This is a genomic window from Natronohydrobacter thiooxidans (assembly GCF_001884735.1).
Taxonomy (GTDB): Bacteria; Pseudomonadota; Alphaproteobacteria; order Rhodobacterales; family Rhodobacteraceae; genus Roseinatronobacter; species Roseinatronobacter thiooxidans_A.
In genome coordinates, this window is record NZ_MJAP01000039.1 from 17033 (window position 1) to 34716 (window position 17684).

18 protein-coding genes and 1 pseudogene are annotated in these 17684 nt (G+C 62.2%); 7 read left to right on the plus strand and 12 right to left on the minus strand.

What is annotated here, in order from left to right:
• Positions 1-14: 14 nt before the first annotated feature.
• From BG457_RS19500 to BG457_RS19510, 3 genes are all read right to left on the minus strand, one after another.
• Complete coding sequence (locus BG457_RS19500) at positions 15-437, minus strand: DUF2493 domain-containing protein (RefSeq protein ID WP_071799532.1); 423 nt, start codon at positions 435-437, stop codon at positions 15-17.
• A gap of 33 nt (positions 438-470) precedes the next feature.
• Positions 471-665, minus strand: a complete 195-nt coding sequence (locus BG457_RS19505) for a hypothetical protein (protein ID WP_071799533.1) — start codon at positions 663-665, stop codon at positions 471-473.
• A 594-nt stretch (positions 666-1259) separates the two neighbouring features.
• Entirely contained in the window at positions 1260-1580 is a 321-nt protein-coding gene (locus tag BG457_RS19510; RefSeq protein WP_071799534.1) for an H-NS histone family protein, read from the minus strand.
• A gap of 431 nt (positions 1581-2011) precedes the next feature.
• Between BG457_RS19510 and BG457_RS19515 the strand changes: the two genes are divergently transcribed.
• Positions 2012-2416, plus strand: a complete 405-nt coding sequence (locus BG457_RS19515) for a single-stranded DNA-binding protein (RefSeq protein ID WP_071799535.1) — start codon at positions 2012-2014, stop codon at positions 2414-2416.
• 92 nt (positions 2417-2508) lie between these two features.
• On the opposite strand, the gene BG457_RS19520 is transcribed toward BG457_RS19515, so the two are convergent.
• A complete protein-coding gene (locus tag BG457_RS19520) occupies positions 2509-3237 on the minus strand; it encodes a helix-turn-helix transcriptional regulator (RefSeq protein ID WP_071799536.1) in 729 nt (242 codons plus the stop codon).
• Here BG457_RS19520 and BG457_RS19525 point away from each other — a divergent pair.
• Complete coding sequence (locus BG457_RS19525; protein ID WP_245771047.1) at positions 3217-3720, plus strand: RidA family protein; 504 nt, start codon at positions 3217-3219, stop codon at positions 3718-3720. The two genes, BG457_RS19520 and BG457_RS19525, sit on opposite strands and share 21 nt — an antisense overlap.
• A 136-nt stretch (positions 3721-3856) precedes the next feature.
• Positions 3857-4678: pseudogene (locus BG457_RS19530) on the plus strand (DUF932 domain-containing protein); the annotation flags it as partial.
• 289 nt (positions 4679-4967) lie between these two features.
• On the opposite strand, the gene istB reads toward BG457_RS19530, so the two are convergent.
• Both istB and istA read right to left on the minus strand, forming a co-directional pair.
• Positions 4968-5750: an IS21-like element helper ATPase IstB gene (gene istB, locus BG457_RS19535; protein WP_071799537.1), complete on the minus strand. Its 783-nt coding sequence runs from the start codon at positions 5748-5750 to the stop codon at positions 4968-4970.
• Positions 5751-5769: 19 nt separating this feature from the next.
• A complete protein-coding gene (gene istA, locus BG457_RS19540) occupies positions 5770-7359 on the minus strand; it encodes an IS21 family transposase (protein WP_071799538.1) in 1590 nt (529 codons plus the stop codon).
• A gap of 287 nt (positions 7360-7646) precedes the next feature.
• Here istA and BG457_RS19545 point away from each other — a divergent pair, with 287 nt between their 5' ends.
• On the plus strand, positions 7647-8279 hold the full coding sequence (locus BG457_RS19545) for a tyrosine-type recombinase/integrase (protein WP_071799539.1): 633 nt from the start codon (positions 7647-7649) through the stop codon (positions 8277-8279).
• Positions 8280-8901: 622 nt separating this feature from the next.
• Positions 8902-9165: a Mur ligase family protein gene (locus BG457_RS20775; RefSeq protein WP_425434940.1), complete on the plus strand. Its 264-nt coding sequence runs from the start codon at positions 8902-8904 to the stop codon at positions 9163-9165.
• Positions 9166-9167: 2 nt separating this feature from the next.
• On the opposite strand, the gene BG457_RS19555 is transcribed toward BG457_RS20775, so the two are convergent.
• From BG457_RS19555 to BG457_RS19575, 5 genes are all read right to left on the minus strand, one after another.
• Positions 9168-10541, minus strand: coding sequence for a class-II fumarase/aspartase family protein (locus BG457_RS19555; protein ID WP_071799541.1), 1374 nt, complete (start codon positions 10539-10541; stop codon positions 9168-9170).
• Positions 10542-10550: 9 nt separating this feature from the next.
• A complete protein-coding gene (locus BG457_RS19560; RefSeq protein ID WP_071799542.1) occupies positions 10551-11636 on the minus strand; it encodes an ABC transporter ATP-binding protein in 1086 nt (361 codons plus the stop codon).
• 3 nt (positions 11637-11639) lie between these two features.
• Positions 11640-12524 carry a carbohydrate ABC transporter permease gene (locus BG457_RS19565; protein WP_071799543.1) on the minus strand — a complete coding sequence of 295 codons (885 nt, stop codon included), beginning with the start codon at positions 12522-12524 and terminating at the stop codon, positions 11640-11642.
• A 12-nt stretch (positions 12525-12536) separates the two neighbouring features.
• The gene (locus tag BG457_RS19570; protein WP_071799544.1) at positions 12537-13403 is read right to left on the minus strand and encodes a carbohydrate ABC transporter permease; all 867 of its coding nucleotides are present in this window, start codon (positions 13401-13403) and stop codon (positions 12537-12539) included.
• Between the two features lie 64 nt (positions 13404-13467).
• On the minus strand, positions 13468-14682 hold the full coding sequence (locus BG457_RS19575; RefSeq protein ID WP_071799545.1) for an ABC transporter substrate-binding protein: 1215 nt from the start codon (positions 14680-14682) through the stop codon (positions 13468-13470).
• 141 nt (positions 14683-14823) lie between these two features.
• Between BG457_RS19575 and BG457_RS20090 the strand changes: the two genes are divergently transcribed.
• Positions 14824-15912: a GntR family transcriptional regulator gene (locus BG457_RS20090; RefSeq protein ID WP_175546843.1), complete on the plus strand. Its 1089-nt coding sequence runs from the start codon at positions 14824-14826 to the stop codon at positions 15910-15912.
• An 871-nt stretch (positions 15913-16783) separates the two neighbouring features.
• Here BG457_RS20090 and BG457_RS19590 read toward each other — a convergent pair.
• Positions 16784-17107 (minus strand): H-NS histone family protein, encoded by a 324-nt coding sequence (locus BG457_RS19590; protein WP_071799546.1) that lies wholly within the window; start codon positions 17105-17107, stop codon positions 16784-16786.
• A gap of 439 nt (positions 17108-17546) precedes the next feature.
• Between BG457_RS19590 and BG457_RS19595 the strand changes: the two genes are divergently transcribed.
• The coding region (locus BG457_RS19595) for a single-stranded DNA-binding protein (protein ID WP_139257892.1) at positions 17547-17684 on the plus strand (138 nt) is incomplete at its 3' end.

Here is a 17684-nt window from a genome sequence, read left to right on the forward strand (position 1 = left end):
CCATATCCTCTGTCTCAGGGTGTTTTCGGGGAGAGAGAGTGCAGGGTCGCGCGCCCGCGCGGCCCTGCCTTGGCTTCGGTCGTGATGGATTGGCCCTCTGCATCAATGACGGGCAGACCCACTCGGGTTGCATTCGCAACCAGATCGGCCGTGTCATTGCCACCGGGTAGCGCCAGCAGCATATCGGGGCGCGAATCCTCCAGCATGAAGGCATTGCGGATTGCTTCGGCGCGCTTGCCAAGTTCCCGCCAATTCGCAGGGTAGCGCAGGACATGCAGCCGCATTTCGCGCGCCCAGTCCTCGGCAGTTATGCCAAGCGCGCCATTGCCCCCGTGGATCAGCACAGTGACAGGGCGCAGCGTATGGGCACGCGAAAGCGCGCGGCGGATCAGGGTGACATCATCGAGATGCCGCCCTCCGGCGATGATCAGACGCATAAGATACACTCCCGACGCAGGCGCGTGCAGGCCTCAGCCCGCGCGCAGCCGGGCTTGCTGGGCGAGAAGTGCGCAAAGGGGGGTATCCAATGCGTCGGGCTGTGTGGGCGTGGCGGTCAGCCAATGCTGCACCAGTCGGCCTGTGCGCGCATCACGCAGCCAGCAGGCAACAGGGGTGCGGCGCGCGGATGCGCCGGGTGGGGCCATATGGGCGAAGTGAAAGGTCATTGTCGTGCCTCCGTCCAGCCGCGCCGTTCTGGAAGCACAGGGGCTGCTTTACATACGCAGGCCCCAAAGCCGCAGACAGGCCGGGTGGTCTGAATTTGTCCGGAAGGTCTGGCGGCTGCGCAGCATTTCGCAAAACACAGAGGCCAGACCGCTACTAGAGCAACTGTCCATGGGTCTCTCTGGTTGATACATGAAAATGGCCGCGACATTCGCAGCGAGTTGTCGGTAACGTCATCGCTTCACGAAGTCAACAGCCTCGCATCAACGAAGTAGCGCTACGCGGCGCAAACGGGATGCACGATGGATGAGATGGGTTCTCATGGCAACTCTCTGTCTATATCAATGACCATCCACAGCCAAACCTACAACTGTTCCAAATATCGCAAAGCAAGATCGGTGACCGTCTTCTTTGCCCAGGATGCTGCGCATGCAATGCTGCAAAATCACAGGCGGCTCTCCGCCCTCTACGTCGGTCCTAGGCTGAACACACTTCGCGAGACCTGCCGCCGTTGAACAAGTCAAACGTGGCGCGCTACAGACCATGCGAGCGGCCGCTTCGGTGAAATGTGGCAATGCGCCTGGTTGCCACGGCTTTCAGCCGATGGCCATGTCCTCTGCGGTTTTGCCCGCTTCCAACGCCTCCACGAACCACTGCGGTTTGCGCCCCCGGCCGGACCAGGTGAGTGCCGGGTTCTCAGGGTGGCGGTATTTCGGCGCGACGGGTGCGCGTTTGGGTTTGGCATCACTGTCGACCAGTTCGGCCAGCGAATAGCCGAGCTCCCTGGCGAATGCTTCCACCTTGGCGCGGGCCTCTGCCTTCTGCCGGTCCTCATAGGTGGTGATCGCCTTGGCGATGTCCTTGTGCAAATTGCGCAGCTCCGTGAGCGACAGCGCCTCGAGATCGAAATCAGCCATGCGGTGCTTTCCGTGTCCTGAATGATCCTGCAAGGTAGCCTGTATCGGCATGGCCCCGCAACTCCCGGCGGGCGAGGGCAGGGGTGGCGGAAATCTGTGATCTGCTGGCTCTGCTGCCAAGACCGTGCCGGGCTTGGGTCCTGACAGGCCATGTTGGCAAGATGACAGGGTCTGGCATGGGCTCCCCGCGCATCTCTGTCTCCTGGGCCATCCCTTCGACTGACAATCCCCTAATCCCGTTCGGGCTCTCACGCGCAACCCCGCGTCAGACCGGGCCGTGTTGGCCGCCTGTGGCGTCCTGCCCGCTCCACCCCGGTCCTTTGGGGGTTTCCGGTGTCCATGCTGTCCACCGTGCACGCATCACCCGACGGGCTTTTTCAGGGGTTGCCTTCGGGACGGTCCCGAAGACAGGACACAGAAGGAAGCTTACCATGCAGAACATCGTCATCCTCGCCGGCAACATTGGCCAGAAACCCGAAGCCCGCACCACCCAGGGCGGCACCAAGATCACTAATTTCAGCCTCGCCACCTCCCGCCCCCGCCTCTCGGAAGGTCGCGTGCTGCGCGATGAGAACGGCTACCGGGTCATGGACACCGAATGGCACCGCATCACCTGCTTCAACGGTCTGGGCAAGACGGTCGCGGAGCATTGCGAAAAGGGCATGAAGGTGCTCGTCCATGGCCGCATCCACTACACGAAATGGACCGATGCGGCAGGCAACGACCGCTACGGCTGCGAGATCATCGCCGAGAAGGTCGACTTCCTGAGCCGCCCGAAATCGGCCGAGAGTGAAAACCCCGAACTGGTCGACCGCGACGACGAGATCCCGTTCTGAGGAACGGGGTCTCCCCCTCGGGCCCGGCGGGGAAACCCGCCGGGTTCGCTGCAGCAGCCCATTCGGTGAATGGCAGCGCGGCACCTGGCAAATTATCCGGTACGCTTCAGCACTTCGCTATAGGGGCAGACATCCTCCTCGAACGGGACGTGACGGCGGCGAAACCTCGTTCCGGCAACGGTTTCTGAATTGCTGATCCGGTCCATCCGGAAATGGCGAAAGCCCTCGCGCTCTGGGTCCCAGCCGACAAGATACCAAAGCGGTGGCAGGATCAGCATGGCCTGCGGTTCGACCTCGCGCTGGGTGCGCTGACCTTTCGCATCGCGATAGGCAAAGCGGATAAATTCGCGCTGAAGAAATGCCGTCTCGAATGTTGGAAGCAGGCCGCGGTCAATCTTGCCCATGTCTGACAGGTTCTGAAGCGGAGAAAGCTGACCAATATGCAACCGTTCGAGAAGTGCGCGGAGGTCCTTGACCCTGTCGGCAGGCAACGACTTCTCGATCTTGGCCAATCCGGTATCCGCAAGCTCTGAGAATGGCAGGTTTCCAGCGGCTCGCATCGCTGCGACGCTGATCAGCAGGGCAAAGACCTCGGGAACAGAGAGACTGATGGTAGTCCGTATCGATTGCGGATCAAGCTGCAGCCCGCCGCCGCGACCGACATCGGAATGGATGACATAGCCCTCATCCCTGAGAGAGCTGAGGTCACGCAATATGGTGCGGCGCGAGGTGCCGACCTCTTCGGCCAGCGCCTGGATTGTGGATGTCCCGTTGCGTCGGAGCATGCGGATGATGGCGTCTTGTCTGATGCGACTTTTCATGAGCTCACCTTAGCACAAAAGGTGACGGTTTTTGGCACCGTTCTGTTCTACGCGTGTTTTATCAACGCAAAACAGGAGACTTGCGAGATGGAGCGTAAAGCCGTGAATCCTTGGGATTGGTCGATAAAGCTGGGCTACAATCAGGCTGAGATCATCACTGGCGCCAGTCGCCAGGTGATCTGTGCGGGCCAGACCAGTGTCGACAGTGAAGGTGCCCCGCAGCATCCCGGCGATATGCGGGCTCAGGTTGGTCTTGCCATCGATAATCTCGAAGCTGTCCTCAAGGAAGCTGGCATGGACCTGAGCAATGTCGTGAGGCTTGGCGTTTATGCAACCGATGTCGATGAGGCGCTTAAGAACTTTGATCTACTGGGGGTGCGATTTGGCCCGCATCAGGTGGCCCCACCGATGACTCTTCTGGGTGTGACGCGTCTCGCGATCCCCGGACTGCTCTTCGAGATAGAAGCGACGGCGCTTGCCTGAGAAGGAGTTGCGAATAGCCGACTCCACTCCGTGAATGTCCTGCCTGATATTTGAGAGATAGAGAAGGGTTGGTTGCTTTCGCGACAGGTTGAAGGCTGGGAGAGTGGCTCCCGGTGCCTGTCACGGAGGAATACCGATGGGCGTTGTGGAAGTTCTGGATCCGGTTGCACCGGCGCGGGCAGGTGGCTGGAAAGTGGATGTGAGCCGGGGTGAGCGGAACGGGCGGGTGTCGTCCGAATGGTTTAACCGGCCGGATGATGAGCGGTATCTGTCGCTCGATGATCTTTGGGCCAATGTGAAGGGCCGCTCTGAGCGCAGCCGGAGCCGGGTCGTGCAAACGGCGGATATCCGGGTCGAGGCCGCGCGCGACAACCCCGAGCGGCTACACCTGATGCTGCCGAAAGCGCATGAACCTGTTGCGCCCACGCACTGGGCCTTTGGCCAGCTTGCCAGCATCGTTGGCGCGCCGGCCTCCTACCTGCGGCAGCTGCCTGCGCCGCTGGCGGGGATCAACCTGCAATACGGCCTGACCAACCACCGCGCCGAACAGGTGAAGACCTTCGAGACGGAAGACGGCCGCACCGAACTGCGCGCGGTGACCGGCCCCGATTATGGCCGCATTCATGACTTTGAGCTGGTCGAGGCGGTGCAGCGCATCGCGGGCAATGGCACGGGCGATACGCGCTGGAAGGTGCCGGGCGTGCTCGACTGGTCGACCGGGGTCTACAACCCCGATGTCGAGATCAGCCGTGACACGACCACGCTCTACGCCTCGGACCGCGACGTCTTTCTTTTCCTGGTCGATGATCGCAACCCGATCGAGGCGGGCAAGTTGCCGGACGGCTCCCCCGATCTCTACTTCCGGGGCTTCTACTGCTGGAACTCCGAGGTGGGCGCGAAAACCCTCGGCATGGCGAGCTTCTACCTGCGGGCCGTGTGCCAGAACCGCAACCTCTGGGTGCGCCGTGTCGGCGCGATCAATTGAGTGAAGGAGACTTCTCAGGAAACCAAGAATAGCCTGATGCCCACCCGACTTACCTTGGCCAGAAATGGCTGCGACCGGGAAACCGGCTGGGGACAATAGCATGTCGGGAAAAGGCGTCATCCGGGCCGAAACCACTGTGGGCTATCGGGACGTCAGGGCAAGTGCGGATTTCAGAAATACCGGACAGGGATTTCACTAAATCCCGGACAGCCGTTTCAGTAATTCCCGGACAGCGGGGTGGTAGCTGATCCTTGCGCTGCGTTCATTGATCGTGAGAGATGATTTCGGCGTTTTCAGTCGTTGTCAATTCTGGCTTTGTGCTTTTCCGGCGCATGCTGTCACCTTTCAGTTCAATACGGTGGGCATTGTGGATGATGCGGTCGAGAATGGCGTCTGCGATGGTGGGCTCGCCGATCATCTGATGCCAGCCTGAGACGGGCAGCTGCGCGGTGATGATGGTCGATCGGCGTTGATAGCGTTCCTCGAAGAGTTCGAGCAGATCGAGGCGTTGCTGATCTGTCAGGCTATGGGTGCCCCAGTCATCGAGCACGAGGAGTTGCACGCGGGCGAGCTTGTCGATCAGCTTGGGAAACCGCCCGTCGAGGCGGGCTGTGGCCAGGTCTTCAAAGAGCCGCGGCATGCGGGCATAGGCCACGGAATAATCCATGCGCGCGGCTTGATGGGCGAATGCACAGGCCAGCCATGTCTTTCCCGTGCCTGTTTGGCCCGTAAGAATGATCTGTTCATGCGCTTTGAGCCACCCGCCCTGACCCAGTGAGAGGATCTGTCGGCGATCAAGGCCACGGGTGGCGGAGAAGTTGATGTCTTCTATGCAAGCATTTGGAAATCGCATTTTGGCGTTTCTCAGTCTGTTGGCAAAGCGCTTGTCAGCGCGATGTGCGACCTCGCGATCGAGCATCATGCCCAGCCATTCATTGCGATCCAGCGCCTCGCCGGGATCCTGTTCGGCGAGAGTGTGCCAAGCGGCAGCCATGCCGTTCAGGTCAAGGCTGGCCATTTGCTCAAGGGTGGGATGAGTCAGCATCTTTGGTCCTTTTTTGCTGTTACTGGTAGTAGGCGGCGCCACGAATGTTGTCGTGACGCGGTGTGGGCGGGATGGGAGCTGGTTCGGTGACAGATTTGTCGAGGCCAGTGACCAGGATCGACTTCACCGAGGCATAGCTGACAGTGTTGTGGGTCAGCGCCCGGTCGCAGGCGACCTCCAGCCTTTCGCGGCCAAATCTACGCTCAAGGCTCAGGATCCCGAGAGATGATCGGTAGCCCTGTTCGGGGTGAGGTCTGTCGCGCATCAGCCGCTCGACAAGGACCGCGACATGATAGCCCACACGGCCAGCGCGCATGATCAGGTATTCCGGGGTCATGCCACCATGGCGCTGATGCGCCTTGGGCATGTGTTCTTTCACGGTGGAATGACCGCCCCGCGTGCCGCGGCGGGTATGGACGGCGATGCGTTCGTGATTGTGGAAGATTTCGACCATCCGATTTGTCAGCCGGATATCGACCTTCTGGCCAATCAGGCGGTGCGGCACGGAATAGAAACTGTGGAGCACGTCGACATGGTAATCGGCATGCACTTTGGCATTCTTCCATTCGGCATACTCGAAAGGCTCCGGGGGCAGATCGCGCAAGGCTGGCCGCTCAATCTCCTCGAACAGATCGCGGCGGGAGCGACCTATCCTGCGCATGGGGCGGTCATTCAGATCGGTCAGCAGCTCGGCGATGTTTGCATTCAGCGCCTCGATCGAGAAGAACTGCATGTTGCGCAACCGCGCGAGGATCCAGCGCTCGACGATCAGCACGGCTCCCTCGACCTTTCCCTTATCACGCGGTTTGCGCGGGCGTGTAGGCAGCACAGTCGTGTCGTAATGCGCGGCCATATCGGCGAAGGTTTGGGTGATTGAGGGCTCAAACCATAGCGGCTTGGCTACCGCCGCCTTGTTCGGCATCTCTCTCGGACGGATCGCGTTCGATGCCTCACTGTCGCACACGATCGCCTTGGGCACGCCACGGAAGAATTTCAGCGCCCGGACCTGGCCCTCGATCCAGTCGGGCAGCGACTGGGTCAGGCTGGCCCAGGCGAAGGTATAGCTGGACGCCCCCAGCACAGCGACGAAGATCTGGGCCTGCCGCACGGCGCCTGTGACAGGATCGGTGACCGGGATCGTGTGGCCAGCATAATCAGTCTGCATGACCGCGCCTGCCTCATGTCGATTGCGAAAGCTCGGGCTGGTGCGGTTCTCGAAGGCCCGGAATTGTTCGCAGAACCAGGTGTAGCCATATCCGTCAGGATACACCGCGCGGTATTCCTGCCATAACAGGACCAAGGTCACGCCCTTGCGTTTAAACTCGGTCGATACCTTGGCCCAGTCCGGTTCCTCATGCGCGCGCGGCGGCCGGCCGACCTGCTGGAATAACGCACGCTCGAGCGTGGCATCATCGTCGCGCCCCGGGGGCAGAGGCCAGCAATTCAAGCCAGCCTCACGCGCCCGATAAAGATAGGTCGCCACTGTCGTCTTGCTCAGCTTCAGACGCAACCCGACCTCGCGGATCGACAGCCCCTGCTGATGTGTCAGTCGCAAAATGCTTCGTATGTCTTGCACGGTCATTCGCCTCGCTTGCTTGCGTCGCGGCATGCTGCCCTCCGGTCTCTTCCAAGACCGGCACAGTAGCCGCGACCTCGCAGGCAAGGACCAACTCTCACCCTTCCCGGGGCTGTCCGGGAATTACTGAAATCCCTGTCCGGGATTTACCGAAATGAGTGTCCGGGAATTTCCGTAATCACTGTCCGGGAATCTGCGAAACCCGCACCTTGCCTCACAGTTAGGGAGCAAAGCGTCTACAAATCTAGGGGCACCTCAGATATCCTGCGCTGGTCGGCAAGACCGAAGAAAGGTGGGCACGGTGGACAGGAGGTAGTCCCATGTCCGTCAATCTTCTTCCCGTCCTCCGCCCTGACCGAGTGCCTTGGAATAAGGGCCGCATCATCGGCCAGAAGCGCCCGCTTATGCCGAGGCATGTCTGGTCCATCCGCGTCCGCCTCGAAATGGCAGGCAACGCACGCGACCTCGCGCTGTTCAACATGGCGGTCGATAGCAAGCTTCGCGGCTGCGACCTCGTCGCCCTCCGGGTCCGCGATGTCTTCGCCGCCGGGCGCGTCAAGGAGCGGACTTCGATGATCCAGAGCAAGACCGGCAAGCCGGTCCGGTTCGAGATCACCGAGACCACCCGGTTATCCCTCGAGCGTTGGACCCAAGACCCCGAGATGATCGGCCTAGAGTTCTTGTGGCCCAGCCGGATCCATGGCAGCCTTCACCTTTCCACGCGACAATATGCGCGGATCGTCCGGGGCTGGGTGATGTCGCTGGGCCTGGAGCCGAGCGCGTACGGCACGCATTCCATGCGACGGACCAAGGTCGCGCAGATCTACAAGAAGACCGGCAACCTGCGCGCGGTCCAGCTGCTGCTGGGGCATACGAAGATGGACAGCACGGTGCGCTACCTCGGTGTCGACATCGAGGACGCCTTGTCACTCTCGGAGGGGATCGACCTTTGACCAATCTCCCCGACCGGCGCTCCTTGCGCCGGTCGGCCCAGAGCAGCCGGTCGGCAGCGGCAGCATGCTGCTGTGCGACTTCCGCTGACCGGATAGTCGTGCTTGCCGCAGCGAACCCGACCGGCCAATGCCGCTGATGCAAGTCCATCGGACTGGCGGGATCGGGCATTTGTTTAAGTCAACTCGAGTGGAGGGGCGGAAAGTGAAGAGAAATGCAGGAAATTCCGCTGGGGCATCTCTTGATGGGAATGGTGATGCCTTCGAGGCGCCCCGCTGGAAGCACGAGGAACTGCGTTCACTTCTCGAAGGAGACTGGAACGTTCATTCGGGTGAAGGATGGCGTGCTAAGGACTTGGCGCTTTCAGCCAATCCTTCTGATTTGCAGAACGACAATTGCCTTTTCGTCGCCATCGACGAGGGGACCTGGCATAGTGGATCGGGCGACTCCGGCGTCTATGCAGGCTGGTCGGATACGCACGAGGCATTGAAGCTAGCCCATAGGCTATGCCGTGGCACCATTGTCCAACGCCCCGTTCCCTAACTGCCGGACAATTTCTCGCAGCTTGTCTTGAAGGATTCCTGTGCCGTCCTGCACCGGATGGCGGATGAGGCGCGTCGGCGCATGACCGGTAGGGTGATAGCTGTCACCGGGACCGTGGGAAAGTCGACAGTGAAGGACATGCTTGCCTTGATTCTGGTGTCTCAGGGTTCCGTGATCACCACTCGCAAGAGCCTCAATACGCGGACGGGCACATCGGTAACGCTGGCGCGTTGCAACGGCGAACTGCCGCCGGCGATCAGGCGCGTGCAGCGCAAGCTTGGCAAGCCGAACACGCACAACAGGACGAGACCAATGCCGCGTGAAGCTGGCAGTGGAACAACATAGCATCAGCCTGCAAGATCAGGGTCAGAGCCACCTTGGACTTCGCCTCGCCAGCCGATTGACCGGGCAACCGTGCCGGATGCGCCAGTGTAGCCCTGCGGATCAAGCAGAGCGTCCAGCGTTTCGGCCGACAACCTGTGCAGTTCCGGCCGGTCTCGCAGCGCCTTGGCAAAAGGCATGTTCTCAGACTGCACGGCTTGCGCCACATCGTAAAGCAGACGATGCGCGGCGTGGCGGCCGATCTCGGCCGAGAGGGTCATCATGATGGCTTCCGAAACGATCAGTCCTCCGGTCAGGTCGAGATTTCGGGCCATGGCGTCGGGGTGGACGTTCAGCCCCAGAACCAGATCGCGCAGCATCGCCGTGGCCGAGGCTGCAAACAGTGCGATCTCCGGCACGGTGACATCGGTTACATTCGTGGCCGAACTGTCGCCTTCGTCCATGCGCAGCATCGCCTCGGCGATCAGCGGCAGGCGGCCCCGCAGCAACCGGCACAGGCTGACCAGCTTGAGTGCGGTTGACGGATTGCGCTTCTGGGGCATGGTCGAGCTGCCAACCTTGCCCAGGTGGAATGATTCCGAGACCTCACCGATCTCGGTGCGCTGCATGAAGACGATGTCGCCGGCGATCTTTTCCAGCGTCCCGGCGATCAGGCAGAGCGAGCTCAGATAGTCGGCCACACGGTCATAGCTTGACCTGATCGCAAGTCCGGCCGGCTGCAACCCGAGCCGTGCCGCCATCCGTCGCTCAACCTCGGCACCATCCTTCGCTAGCGCGGCGTGGGTTCCGATGGCCCCGCCCAGACTGGCGACGAAGGATTCGGAAAATCGTTCGGCAAGTCGCGCCCGGTGGCGCCCGAGTTCGTCGATCCAGCCTGCAAGCTTGAAGCCGAAGGTCATCGGCAGCGCGTGCTGGCCGTGCGTGCGACCGGCCTGAACAGTGTCGGCGTGGCGCCCGGCAAGGGCGCAAAGGGCGTCCAGCGTCTCGTCCAGATGGTCAAGAACAAGCTTCACGGTGGATCTCATCTGAAGCGAGGCCGCGGTGTCGAAGATGTTCTGGGTGGTGGCGCCCAGATGCAGGAACCCGGCCGCCGGCTCGCCGCAGAGGGCCGCGAACTGGGCCAGGACCGGCACAAACGGATGTTGTGCCGTGGCAATTCGCTTCTCCAGATCGGCAAGATCGAACAGCTCGGTGCGCGCCTTGGTGGCGATGATCTCGGCACAGTCCTGCGGCACGAGCCCCAGTTCGGCCTCGGCGGCTGCCAATGCCGCCTCGACATCGAGCCAGGCCTGCAAGGTTGCGGTCTCGTTCCAGAGCGCTGCCGCCTCGGGGTCGAACCAGCCGCGGGTGATGAAGGAATCGAACATGCCGACTGCCATGATCGCGCCTCAGAGCCTTTGACCGGTTGCGGTGTCGAACAGCGACGCGCGGTGCAGATCGAAGCGAAGCCCGATGGGCGCGCCGGCAGCGACCGGTGGCTTGCCCTGCGCCAGCACCGCCACCTGTTGTCCGGCGATGTCGCACCACAGGATCGATTCCGCGCCCAGCATCTCGGTCAGATCGACCGTGCCGCGCAGCATCGCATCGGGCCCCTTCGGATCGACCGGAAACAGCGCCTCGGGGCGCACCCCCAGCTCGACTCGCGCATCGCCCGTCCTTGGGCTGGCGGCGAAGGGATAGTCGTGCAGATTGAACGAGCCCACTGCCGAGGTCAGTCGCGGCGCGGGTCCGGCGGTCAGAACGCCGGGCAGGAAGTTCATACCCGGCGAGCCGATGAAACCGGCGACATAGCGATTGCTCGGGCGGTCATACAGCTCTTCCGGGCTGGCCAGTTGTTGGATGATCCCGTCCTTCATGACAGCGACACGGTCGGCGAGCGTCAGTGCTTCGATCTGGTCATGGGTGACATAGACCATGGTCTTGCGGGTGGTTCGATGCAGCCGCTTGATCTCGATCCTGAGCTCAGCGCGCAGCTTGGCGTCGAGGTTCGACAGCGGCTCGTCGAACAGGAACACATCGGCCTCGCGCACCAGTGCCCGGCCGATCGCCACCCGCTGGCGCTGCCCGCCCGAAAGCTGGGCCGGGCGGCGGTCCAGCAGCGGGGTGAGTTGCAGGAAGTCCGCGACCTTCGCGACCCGGGCTGCGCGTTCGGCTTTGGCCACCCGCGCCACGCGCAGTGCAAAGCCCAGGTTGTCGCGAACACTCATCTTCGGATAAAGCGCGTAGGACTGGAACACCATGGCGATACCGCGCCGGTCCGGCTCGATCCAGGTCACGTCCCGCCCGCCGATTGTGATCGACCCGTCGGCCGGTTCCAGAAGCCCGGCGATCACGTTCAGAAGCGTGGATTTCCCGCAACCCGACGAGCCCAGCAGCACTAGGAACTCGCCGGGATCGACGGCCAGGTTGAGGTCGCGCAACACGGCGACCTCGCCGAATTTCACCACAAGGTTGTCGATCGAGATGGCAGACATGGCTTATCCTTTCACCGAACCCGCGGCGATGCCGCGAACGAACCAGCGGCCCGAGACGAAGTAGAGAACCAGCGGCACCAGCGCGGTCAGCATGGTTGCGGCCATGTCGACGTTGTATTCGCGCTCGCCGAACTGCGAATTGACGATGTTGTTCAGCTGGACCGTCATTGGCAGGTTGTCGCGCCCGGCAAAGATCAACCCCAGCAGGAAGTCGTTCCAGATGCCGGTGACCTGCCAGATCACCGCGACGATCAGAACGGGCGTGGCCATCGGCAACATGATGGCAAAGAAGATCCACCAGAACCCGGCACCGTCCATCCGTGCCGCCTTGAAGACCTCTTCGGGGATCGAGGAGAAATAGTTACGAAAGATCAGTGTCATCACCGGCATCCCGAAGATTATGTGCACGGTGACGATGGCGAACAGGCTGCCGAAGGTTCCGCTGAGGGCGAAAAGCTGCACCAGCGGAAAGACATAAACCTGATAGGGGATGAAGGCGCCGGTCATCAGCAGCAGGAAGGCCAAGCCGGCCCAGCGGACCTTCCACATTGCCAGCGCATAGCCGTTGAGCGCGCCGACGAAGATCGAGATCACCGTTGCCGGGATCAGGATGCGGACCGAATTCCAGAAGCCGACCTGGATGCCGTCACAGGTCATGCCGGTGCAGGCGCTGGACCAGGCCTTGATCCAGGCGCTCAGTTCCGGCGCCCGCGGCAGGCTGAAGATCGAGCCGGTGCGGATTTCCTCCATCGTCTTGAACGAGGTGATCAGCATGACGAACAGCGGCAATGCGAAGAACAGCGCCGAGAAGAACAGGAAGCTGTAGATGCCGATCCGACCGGGGCTGAAGCGGGCCTTGGCGGGGCGGCGGGATGCGGGATTGGTCATGATGCTTCCTCCTTAACCGCGACGCGACTTGGCAAAACTGCGGGCATAGAGCACCGGCGCGGCGACAGCGGCGACCATCATCAGCATGACCGTGGCGGCCGCTGCGGCCTGGCCGATGCTGCCCCGCTCGAACAGGTAGTCCATGACGTATTTCGCCGGAACTTCGGTCGATATGCCCGGGCCGCCCTGGGTCATCGCCACGACGATGTCATAGGACTTGATGGCATGGGTGGTCAGCAGCACCGCCGAGGTGGCAAAGACCGGAGCCAGGATCGGCGTGACGACATGCAGGTACATCCGCCAGCGCGGGATCGCGTCGATCCGGCCGGCCTTCCAGATCTCCTCGTCCACACCGCGCAGCCCCGCCAGCAGCAGCGCCATGACGAAGCCCGCGCCATGCCAGACCCCGGCGATAACGATGGTATAGATTGCCATTCTCGGCTGCACGATCCAGTCGAAGGTAAAGCTCTGCCAGCCCAGGCCCCGGACGAAATCCTGGATTCCCTCGGTCGGGCTAAGCATCCAGTTCCACACCAGCCCGGTCACGATAAATGACATCGCATGCGGATAGAGGAAGATCGTGCGCAGCGTGTTCTCGGCCCTGACCTTCTGATCGATGAAAATCGCCATCAGATAGCCCAGCACCAGACAGCCGCCGATGTAGCCGACGGCAAAGATTGCCATGTTGGTCATCGAGATGATCCAGCGCGACGAACGGAACAGTGCGCGATACTGGTCGAGCCCGGCAAATTCATAGACCGGCAGCATCCGCGACGGAGTGAAGGATATCCCCACCGTCCAGACGATGGCGCCGACATAGACCACGACCACGATCACGAACATCGGCAACAGCGCAAGCCGCGCCTGCGAGAGTTTCATGGCATCCCTCCTCGGTGGTATCTGGCCGGCGCGACCCGAACCGCGCCGACTGACGGTCTGCGGATCAGCCGTTCTGCACGATGTCGCGATAACGCGCGATCACGGCATCGACCGACATGCGCGGGTCCGACCAGAATTCGACGATCAGATCCTGCACTTCGCCGGCGATGGTGCCGCTGACCAGCATTGACAGCCGCGGGACAGAGGTATCCTGCGAGCGCAGCGCGGCGCTTCCGGTTTCGGCGCAGATGTCGGTTCCGCTCATGTCCACATCATTGCGCGGCGGGATCGATCCCTTGATCTGGTTGAAGCGCCGCAGCGTCGCCGCATCCGCCAGTGTCTCGATCAGCAGGCGTTGGGCCTGGGCGCGCTCGGCGTTGCGCTGCGCGGGAAAGACGAACACATCGCCGCCGATCATCAGAACGCCGCCGGGCAGCACGCAGCCGTAATTCGTGCCCGGCTCCAGACCGGCGGCCGCAAACTCGGCCTTGGCCCAGTCGCCCTGCGACGAAATCCCGGCCGTGCCGTTGATGATCATGGCGATGGTCGCATTCCAGGCGCGCCCGGACGAGCCAGCATCGACATAATCACGCAGCCGGGCAAAGGTCTCCAGCGCATCGCGCAGCCGCGGGTCAGCAAAGGCCGCGTCGGACCGATCACCGTAAAGCCCGTTCCACATGCCCGGCCCGCCCCGGTCCAGCAGCACCGACTCGAACAGCGACAGGATGTAGGAGGGCGTGCCTGACAGTGCCAGCGGCACCCGTCCGCTGGCGGCAATCAGGTCGAGGGCTGCGAACATGTCCTCGCCCCAGCCGGTCGGCGGGGTGGCCCCGGCCTCGGCCAGCACCGCGGTGTTGTACCAGATCCAGTTGCGGCCATGGATGTTCATCGGCATCGCGTAGACCCGGTCATCCAGTTGCGACGCGGCCAGCAGCGAGGCGGGCATGGTCTGACCCCAGTCGGCGGCAATGTCGCTGATATCGACCAGCAGACCCTGCGCGACAAGATCCTCGTATTCCCGCCCGGTGTTGAACTGGCTGGCGGCGGGCGGATCGCCCGCCAGGATTCGGGTCACCGCGGCCTGTCGCGCGCCCGAAGCACCGGCGATGGCGTTGTCCAGCCACTCGCCCCCGGCCGCCGCAAAGGAATCGCCGAGCGCGCGCACCGCCAGCGACTCGCCCTCGGACGTCCACCAGTGAATGACTTCGGCGCGGCTCTGCGCAAGAACTGGCGCTGCAAGTCCTGCGCAAAGCGCGGCTATGGAGACGGTAAGACGCATGTTTCCCTCCCTGCGGTTACAGTCCATACAAAGCGTATGATGTAAGTAATGTATGTATTGCTTATCCCACCTTTGGCACAATCTGTCAATGCCATGCGCATTGTATTGCATCTACTGCCGCAGACATTGTATCGTCAGGCTATGTCCGCATCCCAACGCCTTGAATCCTATATCGAATCCCTCGCGCTCAACGCGCGGCCCGGCGACCGTGTGCCGCCGGTCCGCCACCTGATGGCGCAGTTTGGCGTGTCGCAAGCTGTGGTCATGCGCGCCACGGAGCGACTCAAGTTGCAGGGGCGTATCTCGGCCGAAGTCGGACGCGGTACGTTCTTCTCCGGCGGCGAGGCCGAGCACGCCGCCCATGCCGAACCGCGTGAGGCCCCCGAGGTGCCCGATCAGCGTTCGGTGCTGTTCCTGCGGCGCTCCATCCGGCTTCAGCGCGGTCGCCGTGTGCTTGAACGCCTTCATATCCAGCTTCAGGACATGGGCTGCCGGGTCGTCGAGGTCGCCTATACCGACAGCCGCGATGCGCTCGACATCCTGCGCAACATGCCGCGTTTCGACACCTGCGTCCTGCAATCGACCTTCGAGACGATCGCGATCGACATGCTGGCCGCGGCGCATCGCCTGGCCCCGTCAATCGTCATCGATGGCGCGGTTCTGGCCGGAACCGAGGTCGACTCGGTCGGTTTCGAATGGGCCAGCGCGGTCGATCTGGCGCTCGATCATCTGGCCGCCGCCGGTCACAATCGGGTCGGGCTGCTGCTGAGCACACATTTCGTTCTGGCCGCGGAACTGGGCCGCATCCGCTTCGACTCCCGCAGGCAGACAAATGATAACCTGTCTGAGCCTATCCGGATTCCCGCCTGGCCGCACGAGGATTTCGTGGCCAAGGCCGCAGAGGCAGTTGCCGGGCTGCGGCAGTCGGCAGGTGATTTGCCTTTCACGGCGCTGATTGTCTGGGGAATAGAGGACGGCGCCGATTTCGTATCTCAGCTTGCGCGCAGGGGGATCGATGTGCCGGCCGATCTGTCGATCGTCCTGCTTGGCAGGACCGATCTGGTGAATGAACATGCCGAGTTCTTCACCGTCGCAGGATCGACGACCGAGGCCCAAGCCGAGGCGTTGGAACAGACCATCCGGCGCCGCTGGGCGCAGCCTGACAGTGACTACCGGGTAACCTACCTGCCGCTGACTTTGGTGCCGGGGAAATCTGTCAACGGTCGTTAGGCTCGTCACGCCCGGCGAGATGTCGGCTTCAGGGCAGTTTACAGTCGAGGACGACGCTCGCGCACGGCGCGCGATCTCACGGATCAACAGGCTTTCACGAAGGCACAGCTTCCGGATGATGTTCAATAGTCCAATGTGGATCACTCCGATGTCCCCCTTCGCGCATCGCCGGGGAAGGATCGAATCGGTCCGATCTCGAAGGCAATCATCTCGCTTCCCGGGCAACTTCCCAGCGGAAATCAACAGTCCTTCGGCCGCTTGCCGAGAGTTTGCTGTTTTTCGATCAGGATCTGGCCTTCACAGGTGCATTTGCGCAGGCGAGAGGAACACGAGTTCCTTGAAGCACCACCACTTTGCAGAGTGCCTCTGGCCTGGGCGGCACGCGACGGCGTCGACCCTGGGCAGCGCCCAAGCTAGCGATTTCTTCCAGTTCTGCTGGGTCACTGTGGAGCAGCGCCGTGTCAGAGTGGTGCCCCCAACATTCCCTGGGCTGCGTCGGCGGCATAAACGGTTAACGCTGTGCTCCTTTGGACACGGTGGCTGCTGATGCTGTCTGTCCGGACCATCATTCTCAACTCGCAGCTTCGGCAAGTTGCCGCGAGCGCGCTGACGCAACTGCATCGTTCAGCTTTTCGCCCACCGCGCTGTCAAGCCCCCCGTTTGCCGCGTATAGAATGAGCGACCGCTTTCCCAATGTCACCGCGACTGCCATGCCGCAACGCCGTCTGGCCGCTTCCCGCCCTCTACGTCGGTCTTGTGCTGAACATACTTCGCGAGACCTGCCGCCGTTGAGCAAGTCAAACGTGGCGCGCTACAGACCATGCGAACGGCCGCTTCGGTGAAGCCTCGCAATGCGCCTGGTTGCCATGGCTCATAGATCGATAGCCATGTCCTCTGCGGTTTTGCCCGCTTCCAACGCCTCCACAAACCACTGCGGTTTGCGCCCCCGGCCGGACCAGGTGAGTGCCGGGTTCTCAGGGTGGCGGTATTTCGGCGCGACGGGTGCGCGTGTGGGTTTGGCATCACTGTCGACGAGTTCGGCCAGCGAATAGCCGAGCTCCCTGGCGAATGCTTCCACCTTGGCGCGGGCCTCTGCCTTCTGCCGGTCCTCATAGGTGGTGATCGCCTTGGCGATGTCCTTCTGCAATTTGCGCAGTTCGCTGAGCGACAGCGCCTCGAGATCGAAATCAGCCATGTGATGTTTTCCGTGTCCTGAATGATCCTGCAAAGTAGCCCGTATCGGCATGGCCTCGCAACTCCCGGCGGGCGAGGGCAGGGGTGGCGGAAATCAGTGATCTGGTGTCTGTGCCGCCAAGACCGTGCCGGGCTTGGGTTCTGAAAGGCCATGTTGGCCGGATGACAGGGTCTGGCATGGGCTTTCCCGTGTCACTTTGGCTTCTCGCCCATCCCTTCGACTGACAATCCCCTAATCCCGTTCGGTCTCTCACGCGCAACCCCGCGTCAGACCGGGCCGTGTTGCCCCTTCGGGGCTGCCCGCGCCACCCCGGTCCTCTGGGGGTGTCCGGTGTCCATGCTGTCCACCGTGCACGCATCACCCGACGGGCTTTTTCAGGGGTTGCCTTCGGGACGGTCCCGAAGACAGGACACATAAGGAAGCTAGACATGCGAGACACATCGTCATCCTCGCAGGCCCACTTGGCCAGACCCCCGAAGCCCGCATCACGCAAGGCGGCACGAACATCACCAATTTCAGCCTCGCCACCTCCCGCCCCCGCCTCTCGGAAGGTCGTGTCCTGCGCGACGAGAACGGC

Excerpts from the sequence above, each read along its gene's own strand:
- BG457_RS19505 (WP_071799533.1), bottom strand. The coding sequence starts at position 665 with ATGACCTTTCACTTCGCCCATATGGCCCCACCCGGCGCATCCGCGCGC.
- BG457_RS19510 (WP_071799534.1), bottom strand. The coding sequence starts at position 1,580 with ATGGCTGATTTCGATCTCGAGGCGCTGTCGCTCACGGAGCTGCGCAAT.
- BG457_RS19560 (WP_071799542.1), bottom strand. The coding sequence starts at position 11,636 with ATGTCTGCCATCTCGATCGACAACCTTGTGGTGAAATTCGGCGAGGTC.
- BG457_RS20775 (WP_425434940.1), top strand. The coding sequence starts at position 8,902 with ATGACCGGTAGGGTGATAGCTGTCACCGGGACCGTGGGAAAGTCGACA.
- BG457_RS19500 (WP_071799532.1), bottom strand. The coding sequence starts at position 437 with ATGCGTCTGATCATCGCCGGAGGGCGGCATCTCGATGATGTCACCCTG.
- BG457_RS19570 (WP_071799544.1), bottom strand. The coding sequence starts at position 13,403 with ATGAAACTCTCGCAGGCGCGGCTTGCGCTGTTGCCGATGTTCGTGATC.
- BG457_RS19575 (WP_071799545.1), bottom strand. The coding sequence starts at position 14,682 with ATGCGTCTTACCGTCTCCATAGCCGCGCTTTGCGCAGGACTTGCAGCG.
- BG457_RS19515 (WP_071799535.1), top strand. The coding sequence starts at position 2,012 with ATGCAGAACATCGTCATCCTCGCCGGCAACATTGGCCAGAAACCCGAA.
- BG457_RS19555 (WP_071799541.1), bottom strand. The coding sequence starts at position 10,541 with ATGGCAGTCGGCATGTTCGATTCCTTCATCACCCGCGGCTGGTTCGAC.
- BG457_RS19590 (WP_071799546.1), bottom strand. The coding sequence starts at position 17,107 with ATGGCTGATTTCGATCTCGAGGCGCTGTCGCTCAGCGAACTGCGCAAA.
- BG457_RS19520 (WP_071799536.1), bottom strand. The coding sequence starts at position 3,237 with ATGAAAAGTCGCATCAGACAAGACGCCATCATCCGCATGCTCCGACGC.
- BG457_RS19545 (WP_071799539.1), top strand. The coding sequence starts at position 7,647 with ATGTCCGTCAATCTTCTTCCCGTCCTCCGCCCTGACCGAGTGCCTTGG.
- istA (WP_071799538.1), bottom strand. The coding sequence starts at position 7,359 with ATGCCGCGACGCAAGCAAGCGAGGCGAATGACCGTGCAAGACATACGA.
- istB (WP_071799537.1), bottom strand. The coding sequence starts at position 5,750 with ATGCTGACTCATCCCACCCTTGAGCAAATGGCCAGCCTTGACCTGAAC.
- BG457_RS19565 (WP_071799543.1), bottom strand. The coding sequence starts at position 12,524 with ATGACCAATCCCGCATCCCGCCGCCCCGCCAAGGCCCGCTTCAGCCCC.
- BG457_RS20090 (WP_175546843.1), top strand. The coding sequence starts at position 14,824 with ATGTCCGCATCCCAACGCCTTGAATCCTATATCGAATCCCTCGCGCTC.